The sequence below is a fragment of the Pseudomonadota bacterium genome, from assembly GCA_022361155.1.
Taxonomy (GTDB): domain Bacteria; phylum Myxococcota_A; class Polyangia; order Polyangiales; family JAKSBK01; genus JAKSBK01.
Genome location: JAKSBK010000082.1, coordinates 1 through 16800, shown reverse-complemented (window position 1 = coordinate 16800; position 16800 = coordinate 1). Strand labels below are relative to the sequence as shown.

At 66.7% G+C, this 16800-nt stretch carries 12 protein-coding genes; all 12 read right to left on the bottom strand.

The window, feature by feature from the left end; genetic code table 11:
- On the bottom strand, window positions 1-211 hold a 211-nt coding region (locus MJD61_02435; protein ID MCG8554137.1), incomplete at its 3' end, for a hypothetical protein.
- 278 nt (window positions 212-489) lie between these two features.
- A complete protein-coding gene (locus MJD61_02430) occupies window positions 490-3834 on the bottom strand; it encodes a Swt1 family HEPN domain-containing protein (GenBank protein ID MCG8554136.1) in 3345 nt (1114 codons plus the stop codon).
- 2 nt (window positions 3835-3836) lie between these two features.
- On the bottom strand, window positions 3837-5120 hold the full coding sequence (locus MJD61_02425; GenBank protein ID MCG8554135.1) for a TIGR02710 family CRISPR-associated CARF protein: 1284 nt from the start codon (window positions 5118-5120) through the stop codon (window positions 3837-3839).
- Entirely contained in the window at window positions 5121-6296 is a 1176-nt protein-coding gene (gene cmr6, locus MJD61_02420) for a type III-B CRISPR module RAMP protein Cmr6 (GenBank protein MCG8554134.1), read from the bottom strand.
- A 2-nt stretch (window positions 6297-6298) separates the two neighbouring features.
- Entirely contained in the window at window positions 6299-6679 is a 381-nt protein-coding gene (locus MJD61_02415) for a type III-B CRISPR module-associated protein Cmr5 (GenBank protein ID MCG8554133.1), read from the bottom strand.
- Window positions 6666-7529: a type III-B CRISPR module RAMP protein Cmr4 gene (gene cmr4, locus MJD61_02410; GenBank protein ID MCG8554132.1), complete on the bottom strand. Its 864-nt coding sequence runs from the start codon at window positions 7527-7529 to the stop codon at window positions 6666-6668. Before cmr4 ends, MJD61_02415 begins: the two co-directional genes overlap by 14 nt.
- Entirely contained in the window at window positions 7526-8692 is a 1167-nt protein-coding gene (locus MJD61_02405; protein MCG8554131.1) for a type III-B CRISPR module-associated protein Cmr3, read from the bottom strand. Before MJD61_02405 ends, cmr4 begins: the two co-directional genes overlap by 4 nt.
- The gene (cas10, locus tag MJD61_02400; protein ID MCG8554130.1) at window positions 8689-10470 is read right to left on the bottom strand and encodes a type III-B CRISPR-associated protein Cas10/Cmr2; all 1782 of its coding nucleotides are present in this window, start codon (window positions 10468-10470) and stop codon (window positions 8689-8691) included. The genes MJD61_02405 and cas10 overlap by 4 nt, the downstream gene beginning before the upstream one ends.
- The gene (cmr1, locus tag MJD61_02395; GenBank protein MCG8554129.1) at window positions 10467-11873 is read right to left on the bottom strand and encodes a type III-B CRISPR module RAMP protein Cmr1; all 1407 of its coding nucleotides are present in this window, start codon (window positions 11871-11873) and stop codon (window positions 10467-10469) included. Before cmr1 ends, cas10 begins: the two co-directional genes overlap by 4 nt.
- Window positions 11870-14635, bottom strand: a complete 2766-nt coding sequence (locus tag MJD61_02390) for a DUF1156 domain-containing protein (GenBank protein ID MCG8554128.1) — start codon at window positions 14633-14635, stop codon at window positions 11870-11872. Before MJD61_02390 ends, cmr1 begins: the two co-directional genes overlap by 4 nt.
- Window positions 14632-16536 carry a hypothetical protein gene (locus tag MJD61_02385; protein ID MCG8554127.1) on the bottom strand — a complete coding sequence of 635 codons (1905 nt, stop codon included), beginning with the start codon at window positions 16534-16536 and terminating at the stop codon, window positions 14632-14634. The genes MJD61_02390 and MJD61_02385 overlap by 4 nt, the downstream gene beginning before the upstream one ends.
- A 68-nt stretch (window positions 16537-16604) precedes the next feature.
- A partial coding sequence (locus tag MJD61_02380; protein MCG8554126.1) for a hypothetical protein occupies window positions 16605-16800 on the bottom strand: 196 nt, incomplete at its 5' end.

Below are 16800 nucleotides of genomic sequence, written 5' to 3'. Positions count from 1 at the left end.
GCTTCTCGGGGAAAAGGTCAGAAGGAAACTGCACCTCGAAGCGACCCGCGTAGTCTTTCGTGACGACGATCTCGGACAATGAGTCGATATTCTGGTCCGTAATCTCGGCAAGCATCGCCTTCTCTTCGTCGCTGAGCTGGAACTTGGCGCTGCACACGACCTGGTTGTCGCTGCGCTCCTTGCGGTGTCCGCGTGGCCACTCGTTGTCCATCGTGTACGGCTCTGGCCGGAACGTGAAGCGCACGCAGGAGGGTCGTCTTCCCGGCCTCGTTCTTGCCGACCACGACGGTCAGCGGGGATAAGTCGATCCATCCGGAGTCGAGGACGCAGCGGTACATCTGGACGCGAAAGGCGATCATCTGCATGTGTACGGCCTCCGGACTTTGAGAATTGGCCGGGGCTCGGCTGTCCGAGAGACGGCCAACGATGTGCTCCCGATGTTGATCTGCGGGCCCGTTGGGATAGCTGCAGTCTTGACGTTGAACATGGCTACTCCTTCTCAAAGCCATGGGTCGTGAACTTCAAGGTTCGACTGTTCTCGGTGACCGTGCGGACGACGTTCTCGGGCACGCCCGCCGGCACGTTCGCCTCGATCTCGAGCGTGACCTTCACCTCGGCGCCGACGAGACCGGCGAGGTGCGTGACCACTTCGTCCGCGACCCGGCTGGCATCGCGACCGACCCGGGTGGCATCGAGCGTGACGGTGCCGTGAAACCGCCTGGGTTGCGCCGCTACCGGCGGTGCAGCGGATTCATCGGGTGCCGTCTCCCCCGGCGGAGTCGATGGCGAACGAGTCACCAAGCCTTCCGTCGCGGCTGCTCCGGAGCCCGCGGGGGCTGCAGCCCGCTCGACCTCCACTTGCTGGCGTGCGGCTTCGGGCTTGACCAGGAGGCTCGCCGAATCCGCTTCGACCCCGTGCACGTGGCGGCCGAACTGCAGGCCGCGGTACCGCTGTCCGGCTTCATCGTGGCTGTCGGCAAAGGCGAAGGAGTCGGTCTCCCACGTGAGCAGGCCAACGCCGCTACGGATCGCCTCGATCAGCACGGATGAATCCTGCAGGCGGGGCAGGTACACGTACCGAGGGAAGTCGTCGACGAGCTGCTTGATCGCGACGTGGTTCCCACGCCACAGCGGGACGCGGTCGAGCTCCATGCGCAGCCGCGACGCCGCAAAGCTCGTGATCAAGAGCTCGTCGTTCTTGAGCTTCTTGCTGGCGCGCACCGCCAGGGCGTCCTGACCCGAGAGCCGGAATGCCTGCCAGGAGACGGTGGCTTGGGGGCTCTGCTGCGTGGGAACCAGAAGCCACTGGTACGCCTCGGGCAGCCTGGCGTCGACGACGCTGTCCGCGGTCTTCTGCTGCGTCTCAGCCTGCTTCACCTGGTGCGGCGAGAGATCCAGCGTGTCCTTCTCGTCCACGATCGACTCCCAGGCGATGTAGCGGCGCACCGCCTCGTCCAGATCCTGGAGGCGGGTCTTGTCCACGGCAAGGAACACGAGCGTGTTGGCGTAGAGCCGCGGAGCGCTGCCGCGCGTGGCGAGGATGGCCTTTGCCTCCGTCTCCGCGGGACTGTCCGCGTCCTTGCTGTAGGGGTGGTCCACGCCGAGCACGACGAGGCGTGCGTCGAGGTCGTCGGGCACGTCCTGCCCCGAGCGGGGCAGCGGATGCACCCGGCTGAAGTCTCCTGCCTTGCGCAGGTCCGCACGCAAGCGCTTCTCGAGCTCTTGCACGATCTTGTCCGGGTCGCGCCTGAGCTGCTCGGCGCGGTCCTCGGCGAGCTTGGTGACCGTCGGCTGCGTCGAGTACCAGTAGCGAGGGCCATCCTGATAGAGATACGTGGCTGCGGCGGCGAGTCGACGCAGGGCGTCTCCGAAGACCGCAGGCGACTCGCCCGGCATCACGCACCCGAGCCGCACGCGTCGATCCTCGAGACCACGGTTGGCGGCGGTGGGCGTCGGCGCCGAGCCGAGATAGATCGTCCGCGCGACACGCCGGCAGGCCGCGAACTTACCGAGGTTCGGAACCTCGCCGTCCAGCCGCAGCGGCAACGAGCTCGGGCCATCGACATCCTTCTCGATGACGGGCACCCAGTTATCCGAGAGGTAGCGCGTCAGCTCGAACTGCACGCGCGGGTCGTCGATCGGGATGTTCGACGGCAGGATCAACGGGTTGCGATCGCCCTTCTCCCACAGGCTGTGGATCACGGCGGCCATGAGCCGCAGCACGCCGCGGGTGCGCTGGAACTTCACGAGCGTCGACCAGTCCGAGTACAGACGATCGAACACCTCGGGGTGGATCGGGTAGGCAGCGCGCAGGCGCTTTTCGTACTCTGCGTCACGGCAATCGGGAGGGAACTCCTGCTGCTGCGAGCGGTAGAAATCGAAGAACTCGCGGGCCACCGTATCGCGGGCCACGAACTGGGTCTTCTCCACGAGCGGCTCGAACAGGCGCCGGCGCACAATCTCGAAGCCTTCCTCCGCCGTCGCAGGCCGCCACGAGGACTCGACGCGCCCGATCACGTTGCGCAGCCGATCGAGCGCCTCACGCCCTCGCTGGCCGCCGACCTCCACGTCGTCGGCCTGGGCGTGTGGCGAGCCCGCCGTGTCCGAGGCCGGGAGGCTGACGACCAAGAGGCAGTTGCCCACGAGCTTGGCCGATTCGGTGAGCGCCTGGGCGAAGGTGAACTGGGTCTCGAAACTCCCTGCCGGCAGGTCGCTCTGATCATGGAGCTGCCGCGCGTAGGCGACCCACTCGTCGATGAGCACCAGACACGGCCCGTACTCCTTGAAGAGCTCCCGCAGCACGTCTCCGGGGCTCGTCGCCTTCTCGTCATCCGCCCGCACGCGCTCGTAGGCCTTCTTGCCGCCGAGCTGCCAGGCTAGCTCGCCCCAGAGCGTCCGCACGACCGTGCCGCCGGGTTTCTTCACGGGGTTGCCCGGTGAGATCTTGTTTCCCACGAGGACGACGCGGCTCGCGGCCGGCAGCTTCGGCGCCTCCGCCTCGGAGAGCACTGCGTCCACACCGACGAGCTCACCGGCTGCGCTCCCGGAAACCAGGTGATAGAGCGCCAGCATCGAGTGCGTCTTGCCGCCACCGAAGTTCGTCTGGAGCTGAACGACGGGGTCGCCGCCCTTGCCCGAGAGACGCAGCACGGCGCCGGCGAGCAGGCGCGTCAGGCTCTCGGTGAGATACGTGCGCCGGAAGAACTCCGCCGGGTTCTTGTATTCGTCGGTCCCCTCGCCTACGTGCACCTGCCAGAGGTCGGCCGCGAACTCGGCCTGCTGGTAGCGCCCGCTCGCGACGTCCTTGTGTGGAGTGATCACCTCCCGCCACGGTCTGAGGTTCTCGGTCGCCTGGCTCTCGATCGCAGTGCCGGCGCTCTTGCGCTTCTCGGTTCGCATCTGCTCCTCGAACCGCACGCGCAGAAGCTCCATCTTGAGCTTCTCCGCCTCCTGCGTCTCGGGCGCCGAGACTGCGGTCAGAAGCCGGCCAGCCGAGTCGAGCGCTCGATAGGCGTCGTCGCTCGAGAACGTCTGCTGGTGCGCCCACTTGTTGCGTACGTCCTGAAGCTCCCGCACGAGGGTGCGCTCGGCCGGCCCCAGTGTTCGCCGGAAGACGTCGTTCCACGCCCCCCACATGAGCTTGAGCAACGCGGCGGCGTCCCACTTGGCGAGCGGCTTGTCCGAGAGCAGCCGATCGTCACCGACGAACAGAGCCGCCTGCGCGCGGGTCTTCTCCTTGTACACGTTCGTGAGCTCGCGCTCGACGAACGGCGCCAGCCCCTGCTTGAGCAGGTCCATGGCCTTGCCAACACGCTCGTGGTTCGTGATCGCCATGCTCAGTGTTCTCCCTTCGGTCGGTCTCCGAGGGTCACGAAGAAAGGCAGATCCGACTCCTTGATGTCGATCAGCGCGAGGGCTGCCTCCCAGAGCTTGTCGAAGACACTGCCCGAGACCCGATCGAAGCCGTGCGCAAGAATCGAGCGATTCCGGGCCGTCAGCGGCGACTTGGTCCCGTGGAGGCTTGCCTCCCTGAACCGATCTCCGAGCGGATCGTTCAGGGCCGCGAGCAGCACGTACGAGTCCTGTAGGCCAAGGGCAAGGACGCCGTCCTTGGCTTTCAACTCCCATTCCGCCCGAATCGAACTCGGGACACGGTCGACTGCCACGTTCTCGGTGCTCTCGACACCGTGACGCTCTCTGAGGGCGACCTGGGCCATGGCCTCGATCGCCCGATAGAGACGGGCGACCGCGTCGTCCGTCCGCCCCTCCTCGTTACGGCGCTGCGCGTTGGCCAGAAGATCGATCACATGATGACGGGTCGGTGGTGTTGCGTCGCACAGCCCGCCGAGGTGGCTCGCGAGCCTATCTACGGCGCCGAGAACTCGGTCTGCCTTGGCAGCCCCCAGCACCGCACGCAGGTCGTTGGCTGCCTTCACGACGTTCTCGAACGCGGCACGGCTTACCTGGTGTTCGAACCGATCCCAAGCATCGAAGGCCTTCGCGAGCTGCTCGAGCACGCTGAGCTCGCGCTTGCGATCCGCGCGGCCGACCTGCGTCTTCGCCGCACCCGCCACCTTCGCGGCTGCGACGAACGCCCTTTGGTCGAACAGGATGATGAAGTCCTCAACCGCCTGATGGCCGAGCGCGTCCCATGGATTCGCCTGGTGCACGATCTTCTCGGACCCGGACACGACGACGCCCATGCCGTCCTTGGTCCGCTCGGTACCGCCCACGTAGGAGAACAAGCAGGACCAGCGGCTCGCTTGAAGAGCGATTGCCGCCGACATGCACTTGGTCCCGCCGGTGAAGTCGACGACCACACGAAAGCCATCCCCTCGCTCAACCCAGTTAACCACCTCCGGCGTCAGTTGACGCAGCCGATCTACGCAGCTCGCAAGGTCTTGGCCGTCAGGCAGCTCGAACGGATTGTAGCGTCCAGCATCTATGTCGATGTTTACGTCTCTCGCCTTCGGCAGGATCTTGCTTTCGATGTCGCTCTTCGTCTGGGGGGTGCAAACAAAGCGAACCCGCGATGGCTGCCATTGCTTGAGCGTTGCAACCACAGGCTCCGGGCTCCCACCGACGGTGCAAACGAGAAGCGTGAGCGGGTTCTGGTCCATTTACCTTTTTCCCTTCTTCTGCGACCCGGGTCCGCTCGACCCTGTCGAGAAGCGAAACGCGATCTCACGAGCGCTCACGGATGCGACCACCAGCGTCAAGCAGTCTCCCGGTCTCGCATCGGCCGGCACGTCCCCGCTGTTGTGAATATGGCCGGCCAGACCGGTCGGCTCGTGGAGCGCTTTCCAGCCGCCCTTCTTCGTGCGCTCGTCGAGCAGCACGGCCTCCACTTGGTCACCAGACTTGACGGTTGTGCTGGCGGGCGTGGCCGTGGCCGGCCTCCCGTTCGCGGCAGTCGCCGTCCTCCGATCGGGCGCGATCAACCGCCCGTAGCCGGCGCTCGTCTTGCCGCCGACACCCCACTTTTCGAGCGCATCACGAAGCAGTCGCTCAGCGAGATCCGTCCAATCCCCCGGCCCGGACAAGGCGAACAGGAAGCGTGCGCCGGGGCGCACGGTGAGAAACGCCACTGGGTTGGGACTGTCGTAGTCGTTGGGCCAGCTTCCGCCGGATGAGTCGTAGTAGGCCTTCTGGTGAACGGTGAGCACGTCGGCGGCAAAGGGCCTGTCGTCAGCGCCTCCCTTCGCCACGTAGAGGGCATCGTGAAATGTGACGATCCCGGCTGATGCCCCAGCGTCGAAGCCCCGCTCTTGCATCTCCTCGTCCATCTCGGCATCCGGAGCACCGAAGAGCGCCCGATAGACGGCTCCGGGTCCGCGCTCGATGCGACGGCCGCGCTTTGTCACTCCCTCGTAGTCGGCCCGCGCGCGCTCATCGCCTGCCCGATCCCACGGCCTGTGCCCCAGATCGCTAGGCCCATAGACGGCGTCGACAAAGTGAGCGACGAGGCCCTTCAGTGCCGACCCCGGGATCAACGGAACGCCCCACGTGTGATGTAGGGTGATGCCGATATCCGTCGCGCTCGAGTTCCCATGCCCAACGAGCAGCCGGCTCGCGAGCACGAGCTCGAAGATGCGATCACCTGGTGCAGAGAAGCTCTCCTTCCAGCGCTGGAAGGATCCGGAGTAGTCGGGCGCAACAACGATGTCTTCGAGCGCCGAAAGCCAGGGCGCTCGCTGGTCGTCTGGGACCTTGCCGTCGCAACCCACGGGCGCCCACGCGTCGTAGGCAAGTCCGGCATGATCTGGCGTGCCGACTGATCGCAGAACGTGGCGCATCGTCAGGCCCCTCCGAACGTCGCCTGCACGGCGCGCTTGAGCCAGACCGCGACCTGGAGCGTCTCGCGCGTGGCGATCATGTAGGCGTCCGCGTCGAGTTCGCGCACGCGCCTCGCCACATCGCTCGCAGCCGCGCCTTCGAAGCCAGGCACGCCTGCGCCAGCGAGATGGCCGAGCAGAAGCTCTCCGCGACTGCCAAGCCGCTGAACCGCAGCGATCGCGGCGCACAGGCCGCTCCGCAGGATATTGGCGCCGAGGTCGTTGACCGCGATCTCGTAGTCCTTCTGCTGCGCCTTCGGCACGTTCCCGACCGACTCGTAGGCGTGGAGCGCACGGCGCTGGTCACGCAGGAGTGGCTTCCGGTGCGCGTCAGGCTTTGCCATGGCCTGCATCCTTTCGCGCGATCGGGACGATCCGGCACCGGCCGCGCCCGGTCGTGGCCTTGCCGCCGATCTGGTGGATCTCCTCGCTGGCGAGCGCGAAGCCCAGGACGTCGTCGGGCGTCATGTTGACGCCGCGCCGGCGGCTCCGATCCGCGGCGAGGAGGCCGATGAGCAGGCTTTCCGGCGGGAGGCTCTCCTCGAGCCACAGCGCACCGGGCGCAACCGTGCGCGTCTTCTCGTCCAGGCGGACTCGCGCGTCCACCTGGGTCGCCGTCTCCCACAGAAACGCCATCGTGTCGTCGTCAACGACCGCGAAGCGTTTCGTGAAGATGTCGTCGCCGGGCGACGGGAGCGGCGCGAGCCTCCGCGCCCAGGACGTCGCCTCGTTGGATTCGGTTGCGGGCAGATCGAGATCCTCGAGGTAGAGTCGGCCCTGGTGGGCGCAGCAGCTTCCCTGTGCGAGCCGCGCGCCGCGACCGGTAACGCTGAGGGTCGGGAGGTTGGCTTCTTCGAGATCACGCTTGGCGAGCGCGAGCAGGAGCGGCGAGGTCGTCCACGCGAACGTGCCCCGGAAGCTCCGCACCGGAAGCGCGAGCAGACGTGCGTCCCCGACAACGAGCGCTCCCGCGTGCGCGGCCGGGTCGTCCGAAGGACCGAACACCGCCTCTGTTTTTTCGCGATCGCCGGCGCGACGCGCGTCCCGCAGCACGCCCTTGATCGATGAGCCGGGCAAGAAGGGAATCCCCGTCGCCTTCATGCGCGCAGTCGGCAGATCGATGACGTCCGCCGCGTGACCGGTGCCGGCGTGCAGCGGAGACAGCGCGTGCAGGAGGAATGGTCTCGTCTTCATGGGGTGCTCCTTGATGGGCTCCAGACTCCCGGGACGACTCGGCCGAAACCCTCGTCGGCGCGCGTGCCAAGCTCCGCGAGCCAGAGCGACCGGGCATCGGCTTCGCCGAAGGGTTTCCCGTCGACTCGCTCGAAGAAGTAGACGGCACCCGGCCCCACCATGCGCGAGGTCGGCTTGGGCGCGTTGGCCGCCATGTCCCAGCCAGACACGTGCGTCGGTCGGGGAACGAACGCCGCGCGCAGGATGACGTCGTGGTCGATCCCGGCCAAGCGCCCGCGGTAGGTGCCACCGTTCTGTTCGAGGCCATCAGGCAACCAGCCCTTCTCGAAGCAGAGGGGCGTGATCGCGAAGATCCGTAGCCCCTTGCTCGGCGACCCGAATGCGCCGAGCAGCCGCGCAGGCGGCTTGAACAGCGCGGCGGGCAACGATTCCACACGCGTGAGACGCGAATCCGAACCGAGCGTCGCCACGCCGAAGAGAGCACCGTCCGGAAGCGCAACCTCGGCGCCGATAGCCCACTCTGCGTCCGGATCGAGCGTCTCGATGACGTCGTGCGAGAACAGAACGCCCTCGTCCGCCGTGAGCTCGTCGGGCAGGATGCCGACGTGCACCTGAACTCGCCGGGTCGTGGCCAGCATGTCATCGGGATCTCGAACGGCGACGGACCGCCCGGCAAGCCAGGCCGAGAAATCGTCGCTGCTCCACCAGCGTGGAGACGCGAGCGGCTTGCCCGCGCCGTCCAGCACCGGCCGCATCAGAGCTTCGCGAGCCTCGTCGTCGTCCCGCCCGAGCGTCGGCACGACGGGCTGGACAGGTTCGAGGCGGTGCACATCGTGGCGGCCTTCGAGCCAAAGCGCATCCAGCGGAACCGGCCACGTTGTGTCTTCGAAACGCCACGGGACACCATGCGTCCGCCGGAGCACCAGCGTTCTCCCGAGCTGAATCGCAGCTGTGCGTGTCCGCCAATCGTTGGGGCCGAAGAGGGTGCCGCTCCTTGCCTCCTCGCCTCGTCCCCAGGCGGATCGCAGGGCGCCGAGGATGGTGGACGGCCACGGCCAGTCGAGTCCGTGTCCGCGACCGGATGCGCTCGTATGCCAGCCCCTGCCGTCCTTGCAGAAGAGGCCGTCGCGCGGAACGAAAGCTAGGCGAGCGGTCGTCGTCATGCGGCCGCCTCCTCGCTACGCCGCTCTCGAGGCGTCGCGTGTGCGAACGTGCGGGCGATCAGTAGTCGCGCCACCCATGCGCGGACGCGGGCGTGCAGCGCCGCATAGCCGGCCTCGTCATCGAGCACGAGGCCGGCACCTTCGGGGCGCAAGGCGGCGCCCTCGACACGGGCGAGCGAGCGCCTGACCTCCAGCATGAGCACGCGAGCCCACCTTGCTGCGTCCTCGTCGCAGGGGTCCGGCAGGCGCGCGAGGGTGCTCGCGATCTCGTAGACCTTGCGTGACGAAAGACGGTCCTGCAGCAGCGACGTGGCCTCGCGTAGCGAACCGACCGGATCGTCATTCCACGGAGCACGCCAGGACCGGGTGCCGCCGGACCGCTTGTCCACCAGCACCGCGAGCGCGTTGCGGTCGTGCTTCGCGTCGCGCTCCGCTTGCCGCCCGAGCGCGAGCAGGTCACCCATGCTCTCCATGACGTGACCGATCCCAAGGCCGACCGACAGCGTCGGCCGCTCCTCGGCCGCGATGGACTTGCAGGCGGAGGCCATCGCACCGGCGAAGCTCTTGCGGAGGTCGTCCGCACACGAGAGGGCTTCCGGCAGCGGCACGAACGCGAGCACGTCGTCTCCACTTGCATAGACGAGGGCTCCGCGATGGTTTTGCTCGATCACACTTCGAGCCTCGCCAGCGAACTGCGTGAGCGCCTCGGAGAACGTACGGTGATCGGCAGCGGAGCCCAGCCGATCGATCGCGCGGCCCATGTGGTCGCCGTCGGCAACGAGGCACGCAACGTACGGGTACGGTTCCGAGATCTTGTCGAAGATGCGCCGCACGTGCTGCCGGCCCCACGCTTCCGGGTCGCCCTGGAGCCCCTGCTCCTCGAAAACCGAGCGCCAGCGACTCGCGAGCAGCACGCTGGCGTCGAAGCAGAACGGCACCGCACAGGGCAGGTCCGTTCGCGCGACGCGAGAGATGCCGGCGCTGCGGCACGCTGACCGGAGCCCGTCGAGGTCCGCGGAGGCAGCCCGGCTTGCGAGTTCCAGCCACGATGCGAGCGCGACGTTAACCACGGGTACGAACTGATCGGGCTCGCCGCCGGCGCGCTTCACGAGCCCGATGGCATCGAGCTGCTCGCCATCCGTGATCCGGTACTTGCGAGCGAGCGTGGCCGCGCGTGCATTCGGCGGCAGGAGCGCTGTCTCTCTCGCGCCGTCGAGGCTCGACTTCGGCACGGCGCCGCGCCCGTGCCTCCACGCGCCGAAGTCGCGCAGCATCTTGCGACCGGCGACGGCTTGCTCGATCCGCCGGCGCGCTTGGGCGTAGTCGGCGAGCGGCGTCCAGCTCGCCGCGAACTCGAGGAACGTGTCCACCTGCTCGGACCACAGGGCATCGACACCGGAGGCGAGGATCCCGGTGCACCTTGCCTTGACGGACGCCGCAAGATCTTCGCGCCAGTACCGCGTGACCGCCTTGCGTACGGCTCGCGCGAGCTCTAGGGGATCGACCCCCGAGGGGACTTCGGCGAGGAGCTTGTTCGCTACATTCTGGGGAGGCGTTCCATCCGAGCGTAGCGGGGCGACGCAAGGCTGGAGTTGCGCGTCTCCTGCCTTCAACGAGGGGAAGATGAGCTCGCCGCCGCCGTCGGCGAGAGCGCGCGCGGCCGCACGACCAAGCTCGGAGAGAAGGTGGCTCCCGTACCAGAGGTCACGCGTACGGCGCGCCTGCGCGATGAAGTCCTGGACGGGCCCGAGCGTGACGAGGAGCAGGTGCGCAGTCATGGGGCCACCACCGTCGTCTGGTACTTGGTACGGAGCCAGTCGAGGAACGCCTCGCGAAGCCCCTGCTTGCTCGCGAGCGCTGAGAACTGCGGCGTGTCGCCGGCAGCGACGAGCCGATCGAACGGCGCCGCCGAGTTGTTCACGCCCCGGAGGATTACCTCTCCGGCCGGATAGGCGCGGTTCAGCCAGAGCGCGCACGGGACGAACGTGCCGTCGGCGAGAGGCAGCGCCTTCACGATGAGCGGGCTCCCGAGGCGGTCGTGCTCCGTGTTGCCGGAGCGCCAGCGGAGTTCGAAACCGTCAGGCTCGTCGTACCGACCTCCGTTCCGTGCGCTCTTCTGGAACTGCCCGATGATGGGAAGACCGAAGCCCGCCCGCGGCCATGCTGGCGTCGCATTGTGCTTCGGCACATGAGCGCTCGTCTTCCGCTTGATGTGGCGGAGCTTGTCCGCCTCGGGCCAGTTGGAGATTGACGGCCGCTTGGGCTGCGGCTTGCCGGCGCCCGGCTCTCGTGCCCGATCACCTTGCTGGCCGCTCGTTCCCTGGCGGAACTCCTTGAGCCAGTCGAGTGCCGTCGTCCACGCCTTCGCAGCGTCGCGCTCGGCCTTGCCGACCTGGAGCGCGGCGCCGTCGAGCCACGGCACGTCGCCGGGCACCTTCGTCGGCGAGGCGAGGACGTCAAACCCGAACAGATCTCTGATCGCATCGCGCGTTGCCTTCGACGGCAACCAAGACCTGAGATCGTTCAGAACCCTTAAGCTCCCGAGCCCGCGCCGCGTACGACCGCCGTAGCCGCCGAACAGAATCCACGCGCGAAGCGCGTTACTGACCTCGATCTCGCAACTTGCAGCGGCGATGAGCGTGAGCCGGAAACGGGTTCCGGGCATCCGGCGAGGCGCCGGCGGCGTGTTCGTCCTCTTCTCCTTGCGCGCAGGCCACAGCGCATACGCGCCCGGTGTCGCCTTGCCGTGCCTCGAGTCGTAGAGCCGGATGTCACTGCTGTCGACCTCGCCGGCTTGCTCGACGTCGATGCGGATCTCGACGGCAGCACGACCGCCTGCGTCCGTCGCAGCGCGCCCCCAGATCGCGGCCTCGCGTTCGTACAGCAACGAGGCACTCGCGCGTTGAGCCGCGTAAAGGGCCCGCCACCAGAAACGCAGATGCCCGCGCACCGTGGCTGCCCGAACGATGTCGACATCGTCGACCCCTCGGGTCTGGGTACTGCCTCCCAGGATCGGGGTGAAGACCTCCAGGCGAACGCTCATTTCCCGAGCCTCCACACCGCCGCGCGCCACCCGCATCTTCGCGGCTGGAAGGCTCGCGTACGCAGGGGCTCGCGGCTCGGAGCGGTCCGGCCTCTCGGTCGCCGCATCGGGAACGCAGACCTTGGCCTGCTCGCTCATGCTTCGCCTCCCACAAACAGCGTTTTCTGCTCGGCTCGACGTGCGCCGCTCTCGCGGGCGAGGCGCGAGATCTCGGGCCAGCTCTGCACGAGCGCGTTGTAGCGGAGCGCGTCCTGTGCCCGCTTCTTGCGCTCGGATACGGTGTAGAGACGGTAGGCCAGCTCGCGCGCGATCTCAGCACGGCTGCCGAGCTGCGCCGCGAGGTCCGCTGCCGCACTCTCACCACCCGATTCGAGGACTCGGATCAGGTGATGAACCATCTCCCAAACTGTTAGCCGGCCATTCGTCGCAGGATCCCAGTTGTCGGGTAGCTCGTCGGGAGAAAGCAACCGCACTTTCCCGCGCCTCGATTCGATCACCCCCGCCTCGACCATCCCGGCAACGCTCGTGTTCTTGGCCTTGGAGAGCGTCTCGGCCACCCCGTACTCGCCCTCGTCGAATCCGTGCTGCTCGAACCAGGCAAGCGCCCAGCGGGTGTCGGCATCGAAGTCGCTCTCTTGCTCGGCGAGGACCTCGTCCAGGATCTGGTTGATGAGGGACAGGGCTTCACGAACTGGAACCGCTTCCCCCTCGGCGTCCACGACCTTCGAGTATCGGGTGTAGATGGCCATGCCGGGGCCGATCGCGGACTGCGCGAGGTCCACTGGAGCGATATTGCTGCGCTGCAGATGCGCTAGGGCGGTTGGGAGCTCGGCCCTGAGAGCCGACAGAAACTCGCGCCGCGTAGCAGCAGAAACGGCCGCGGCTCGGCGCCGGCAGATCAGGACGATACTCGACGCAAGGGCGTTGCTCCCGATGCTCCGCAATCGGCTCGTCGACTCCGTCCGCATGGGCCACGTGCCCGTGATGGAGAAGCCCGCTCCGATGAGCGCCTCCAACATCGACTCCCATCCCGTCGAGCCGATGCCTTCGGCGTCGGCCACACTCTGCTTGAAGGCGTAGAAAATGCTGAGCGGAAAGCTGGGGTCTTGAACGTCGTGCATCTGCGCGAATGCCTGCGCGAGCCCGCCCTCGAAGAACTCCCGGGCGCGAGCGCGGTCGCCATCGAAACGCTCTACTGCGGCGACGAGCTCGTCCTCCTTCGGCGTGAGGTGGGTAGCGAAAAGGTCCGGGTAGACCTCGCGGAGCATCGGTCGAAGCCATACGTAGAAGTAGTCCGCGAGGTCCCCGTAACCGATGTTGTCGTAGTAGGGTGGATCCGTCACGACGACGCACGAGCGCGCGGCGGGGTGCGGATGTTTGGCGTCGTGCTGTACCACGTAGGCGGCGGTCGTCGGCACGGACGACTCATCGATGACGCGACTGATGAGCTCGACCTGTCGAAGGTATCCACCGGTGGATCGCGAGAGGGGGTTGCCTTCCGCGAAGTCCCAGGTCATTGCCAGCGCCTGGCGCACGAACGTGTGGCCGAGCTTCGCTTGCCCGTCCATCCACGAGCAAAGGGTCGAGGCGTAGTCGGCGAGCTTGCCGACCGCGAGAGCGAGGAGGACGCTCACCGCCTCGGCATATGCCGTCGCGCCCTCTCCTCCTTCGTGAAGCGGCTTGCCATCGTCCAGCATGCCTGCCCGCCGGGCGTCTTCACGTATGCGTTTGCGCGCCTCTCCGATGAGGTCGGCGAACGTCGCCAGCGCGGTGAGCTGCCGCGCCGTGAAGAGGTCGCGGTAGCTCCGAATTCCGTACCGCTGGACTCGGAACCCGAGCGCTCGTTCCGGAAGCTCGCCGTCCGGCGTCCATGCCGGCGTGGCTGCGAACGCGATGCGCTCGTGCTCCGCATCGGCCGGCGCGAAGCGACGGCCGTTGCTGGACTCGAGTGCCAGGGCGACGAGGTCAGCGCCGAGCCGCCCCTGCATGCCCTCCTGCCGCACGTGTTCCAGCGGAATGGTTGCTCTGCAGCCCAGGCAGTGCGCACCGCCCCGCTTGACGGTCCCGGTCGGGATCTCGTCTGCGCCGGTGCGAATGACGTAGCGGAAGCGCCCCTGCTCGATCTGCGGTTCGACCCAAGTCCTGTCACCTCGGCGAGTAGCGAGTGCAAACTTGTTTGCGAGCGGTGCCCTTGCTCTGCAGGCCGGGTTCGGGCACTGAACCGTCCGCACCCAGAGCCATGCGTGAACTGCGCAGCCTCGAGCCGACGGGTAAAGGCCACCGAGACGGTCGACCGCACGGTCGCGGATCCAGCTCCCATAGAACTTCACGTCCGCCGATAGCGCGCCATCAGGGGCAATGCTGGTCTGATCACCGCCCGAAACTGCGCGAGCCTTGGCGAATCTTGCCGGCAGTGTTGTGAGGGCCCGCGTCAGCAGCACCGCAACAGGATTGAGATCGGATCCAACCGCCGGCAGACCGAGTCGGAGTGCTTCCAGCGGAATCGAACCCCCGCCGCAGAAGGGATCGAGCACCGGGGGCGGCTGACCGCCCATCGAGTACTCGAATGCTGCGCGCGCTTCCGCGAGAAGACGCTCGTCAGCGCGGGCCTCCCACTCGACGAGGCGCGAAAGGATGCCGAAGAGGCGGTCCCGCTCCTCTGCTTGGGCGCGCTCCGTAGGAAAGAGATCAGGGCGGCTCGAGGGGTCGTCGACAAGCTGGGCGAAGGTCAGGGCGCGGCATGCCGCGAGTGGCTTGCGCGACCACCAGACGTGGAACGAACACGGATGGCCAATGCGTCGGTTCTTCTCCCGGGCAGCCGTCCGGCTGATCACGTCGAGCGGCAGCCCGACTTCGGCGAGCTTCCGGCGCGAGGCGAGGGGAGCGATGGCCGCGCTCATGAGCCCTCCATCTCGAAGAGGCTTGCCTGTTCAGCGCGGCGGCTGGCCCCCTCGCGGGCAAGGCGCGAGATCTCGGGCCAGCTCTGCACGAGCGCGTTGTAGCGGAGGGCCTCCTGCGCGCGCTTCTTCCGCTCGCTGATCGTGTAGAGCCGGTAGGCGAGCTCGCGCGCGACCTCGGCGCGGGAGCCGAGCTTCCCCGCAAGCGTTGCTGCCGCGCTTTCACCACCCGACTCGAGGACTCGGATCAGGTGGTGGACCATCTCCCAGACCGTCAGGCGCGAATCGGTGACCGGATCCCAGCCCTCGGGAAGCTCGTCGGGCGAGAGCAGGCGAACCTTCCCGCGCTTCGACTCGACGACGCCAGCCTCGACCATGCCGCCGACGCTGGTGTTCTTGGCCTTGGAGAGCGTCTCGGCGACGCCGTACTCACCCTCCGCGAAGCCAGACTGCTCGAACCACGCGAGCGTCCAGCGGGTGTCGGCATCGAAATCGCCTTCCTGCTCCGCGAGGACCTCATCGAGCGTCTCGTTGATGAGCGCGAGTGCTTCGCGCACCGGCATGGACTTACCTTCGGCGTCGAGTACTTTGGCGTACCGAGTATAGACAGCCATGCCTGGTCCGATGGCTGCCTGCGCGAGATCCACAGGCGCGATGTTGCTGCGCTGTAGGTGGCTGACGGCTGTCGGAAGCTCGGCCTTGAGGGCGTTGACGAACTCGCGGCGAGTAGCTGTCGCGGCGTTCACCGGGTGCGGCCGGCAGACGAGGACGATACTGGAAGCCAACGCACTGCTTCCGATGTCGCGACTGCGTCCGCCCCGTTCGGTGCGAATTGGCCATGTGCCGGTTACGGCGAAACCAGAACGGATAACCGCTTCAAGGAACGTATCCCATCCGGTGCTTGCGGTCCCATCTTGCCCGTCGCTCTCTTGCTGCTTGAACGCGTAGTAGATGGTTACGGGAAAGGCGGGATGTGCCTGGCTACTGAGACAGCGCATCGCCTCCGTCATTCCATTCATGAAGAACGCCTCGGCTCCCGCTCTCCCATTGTGGCGATATGGTGCCGCGACCAGCTCCTCCGCCTTCGGCACCGCGAGTGTGGCAAAGAGATCCGGGAATACAGGCTTGAGAGCGCGACGAAGCCAGAGATAGAAGTAGTCCGACAGGTCAGCGTAGGGGACGTTGTCGAAATACGGAGGATCGGTGGAGACGACTTTCGCGAGCGAGACACGCTGCGTCGCGGCATCAGCTTGCTGTGCCACGCCAGGAGTCGCGCTCGCAGCAAGCCACACGAGTGCCTTGCACACCCATACTTGGTAGCTATCGGCCAGGTTTCCCGAAGAATCGCTGAATGGGTTTCCTTCCGCAAAGTCCCACGTCATTTGGAGTGCCTGGCGGCTGAAAGTGAACCGTATGTCCTCCTTCGTCTTGCCGGGGTTCCAGGTGCAGATGGTCGAGGCCGCGTTGGAATACCTCGAAAAGGCAACACCCAGGTAGGAAGCTATGGCTTCTGCGTATGCAGTCGCACCTGTTCCCCCAGCGAGCAGCGACTTTCCGTCGTCGCGAAGTTCCGCAGAGACACCGTCGCGACGCACACGCTCAGGGGCTTCGCCAACAACGTCACTGAGTGTTGTAAGCGCAACAAGCTGGCGATGGGTAAAGATCGATTCCCAACTGCCAAGTCCATAAATCGATGGCGTGAAAGCGCGCGCGTCGTCGACCATCGTTCCGTCAGGCGGATCGTGTGGACGCGCGCTGAGGGCGATCTTCTCCTGCTCTGCCGTCGGCGAGAGATAGACGCGCCCGCGATCACCATCGGCGGCAACCGCCATCAGCCGAGCGCCCATGCGCCCGGCCCTGGCTTCCTCCTTGATGTATTCTGCATCGATTGGTGCGCCTGACACGACCTCAACGTTGCATATTTCGCGATGACGGAGACGCAGAGTGGCTAGCGATGGTCGGTAGAAGGTGGTCAGGCTGCTATCCGAGATTGCGGCAGATACTTTTCGAGCTCTTTGCGTACGGCCGGGTTGTCACTGACGCTCATGGTCAGCTCGCCCTGCGGTCGTGACAGTCGTCCTGCGAGATGCAGGATGCGCTGACGAATCGTGCCGAGTTGGTCGAAACGCCACGAGGCAGGTCGCTTCGATAGCGTGCCGCGTTGTCTC

Excerpts from the sequence above, each read along its gene's own strand:
- MJD61_02425 (MCG8554135.1), bottom strand. The coding sequence starts at position 5,120 with ATGGACCAGAACCCGCTCACGCTTCTCGTTTGCACCGTCGGTGGGAGC.
- MJD61_02430 (MCG8554136.1), bottom strand. The coding sequence starts at position 3,834 with ATGGCGATCACGAACCACGAGCGTGTTGGCAAGGCCATGGACCTGCTC.
- cas10 (MCG8554130.1), bottom strand. The coding sequence starts at position 10,470 with ATGACTGCGCACCTGCTCCTCGTCACGCTCGGGCCCGTCCAGGACTTC.
- cmr1 (MCG8554129.1), bottom strand. The coding sequence starts at position 11,873 with ATGAGCGAGCAGGCCAAGGTCTGCGTTCCCGATGCGGCGACCGAGAGG.
- MJD61_02415 (MCG8554133.1), bottom strand. The coding sequence starts at position 6,679 with ATGGCAAAGCCTGACGCGCACCGGAAGCCACTCCTGCGTGACCAGCGC.
- cmr6 (MCG8554134.1), bottom strand. The coding sequence starts at position 6,296 with ATGCGCCACGTTCTGCGATCAGTCGGCACGCCAGATCATGCCGGACTT.
- MJD61_02390 (MCG8554128.1), bottom strand. The coding sequence starts at position 14,635 with ATGAGCGCGGCCATCGCTCCCCTCGCCTCGCGCCGGAAGCTCGCCGAA.
- MJD61_02405 (MCG8554131.1), bottom strand. The coding sequence starts at position 8,692 with ATGACGACGACCGCTCGCCTAGCTTTCGTTCCGCGCGACGGCCTCTTC.
- cmr4 (MCG8554132.1), bottom strand. The coding sequence starts at position 7,529 with ATGAAGACGAGACCATTCCTCCTGCACGCGCTGTCTCCGCTGCACGCC.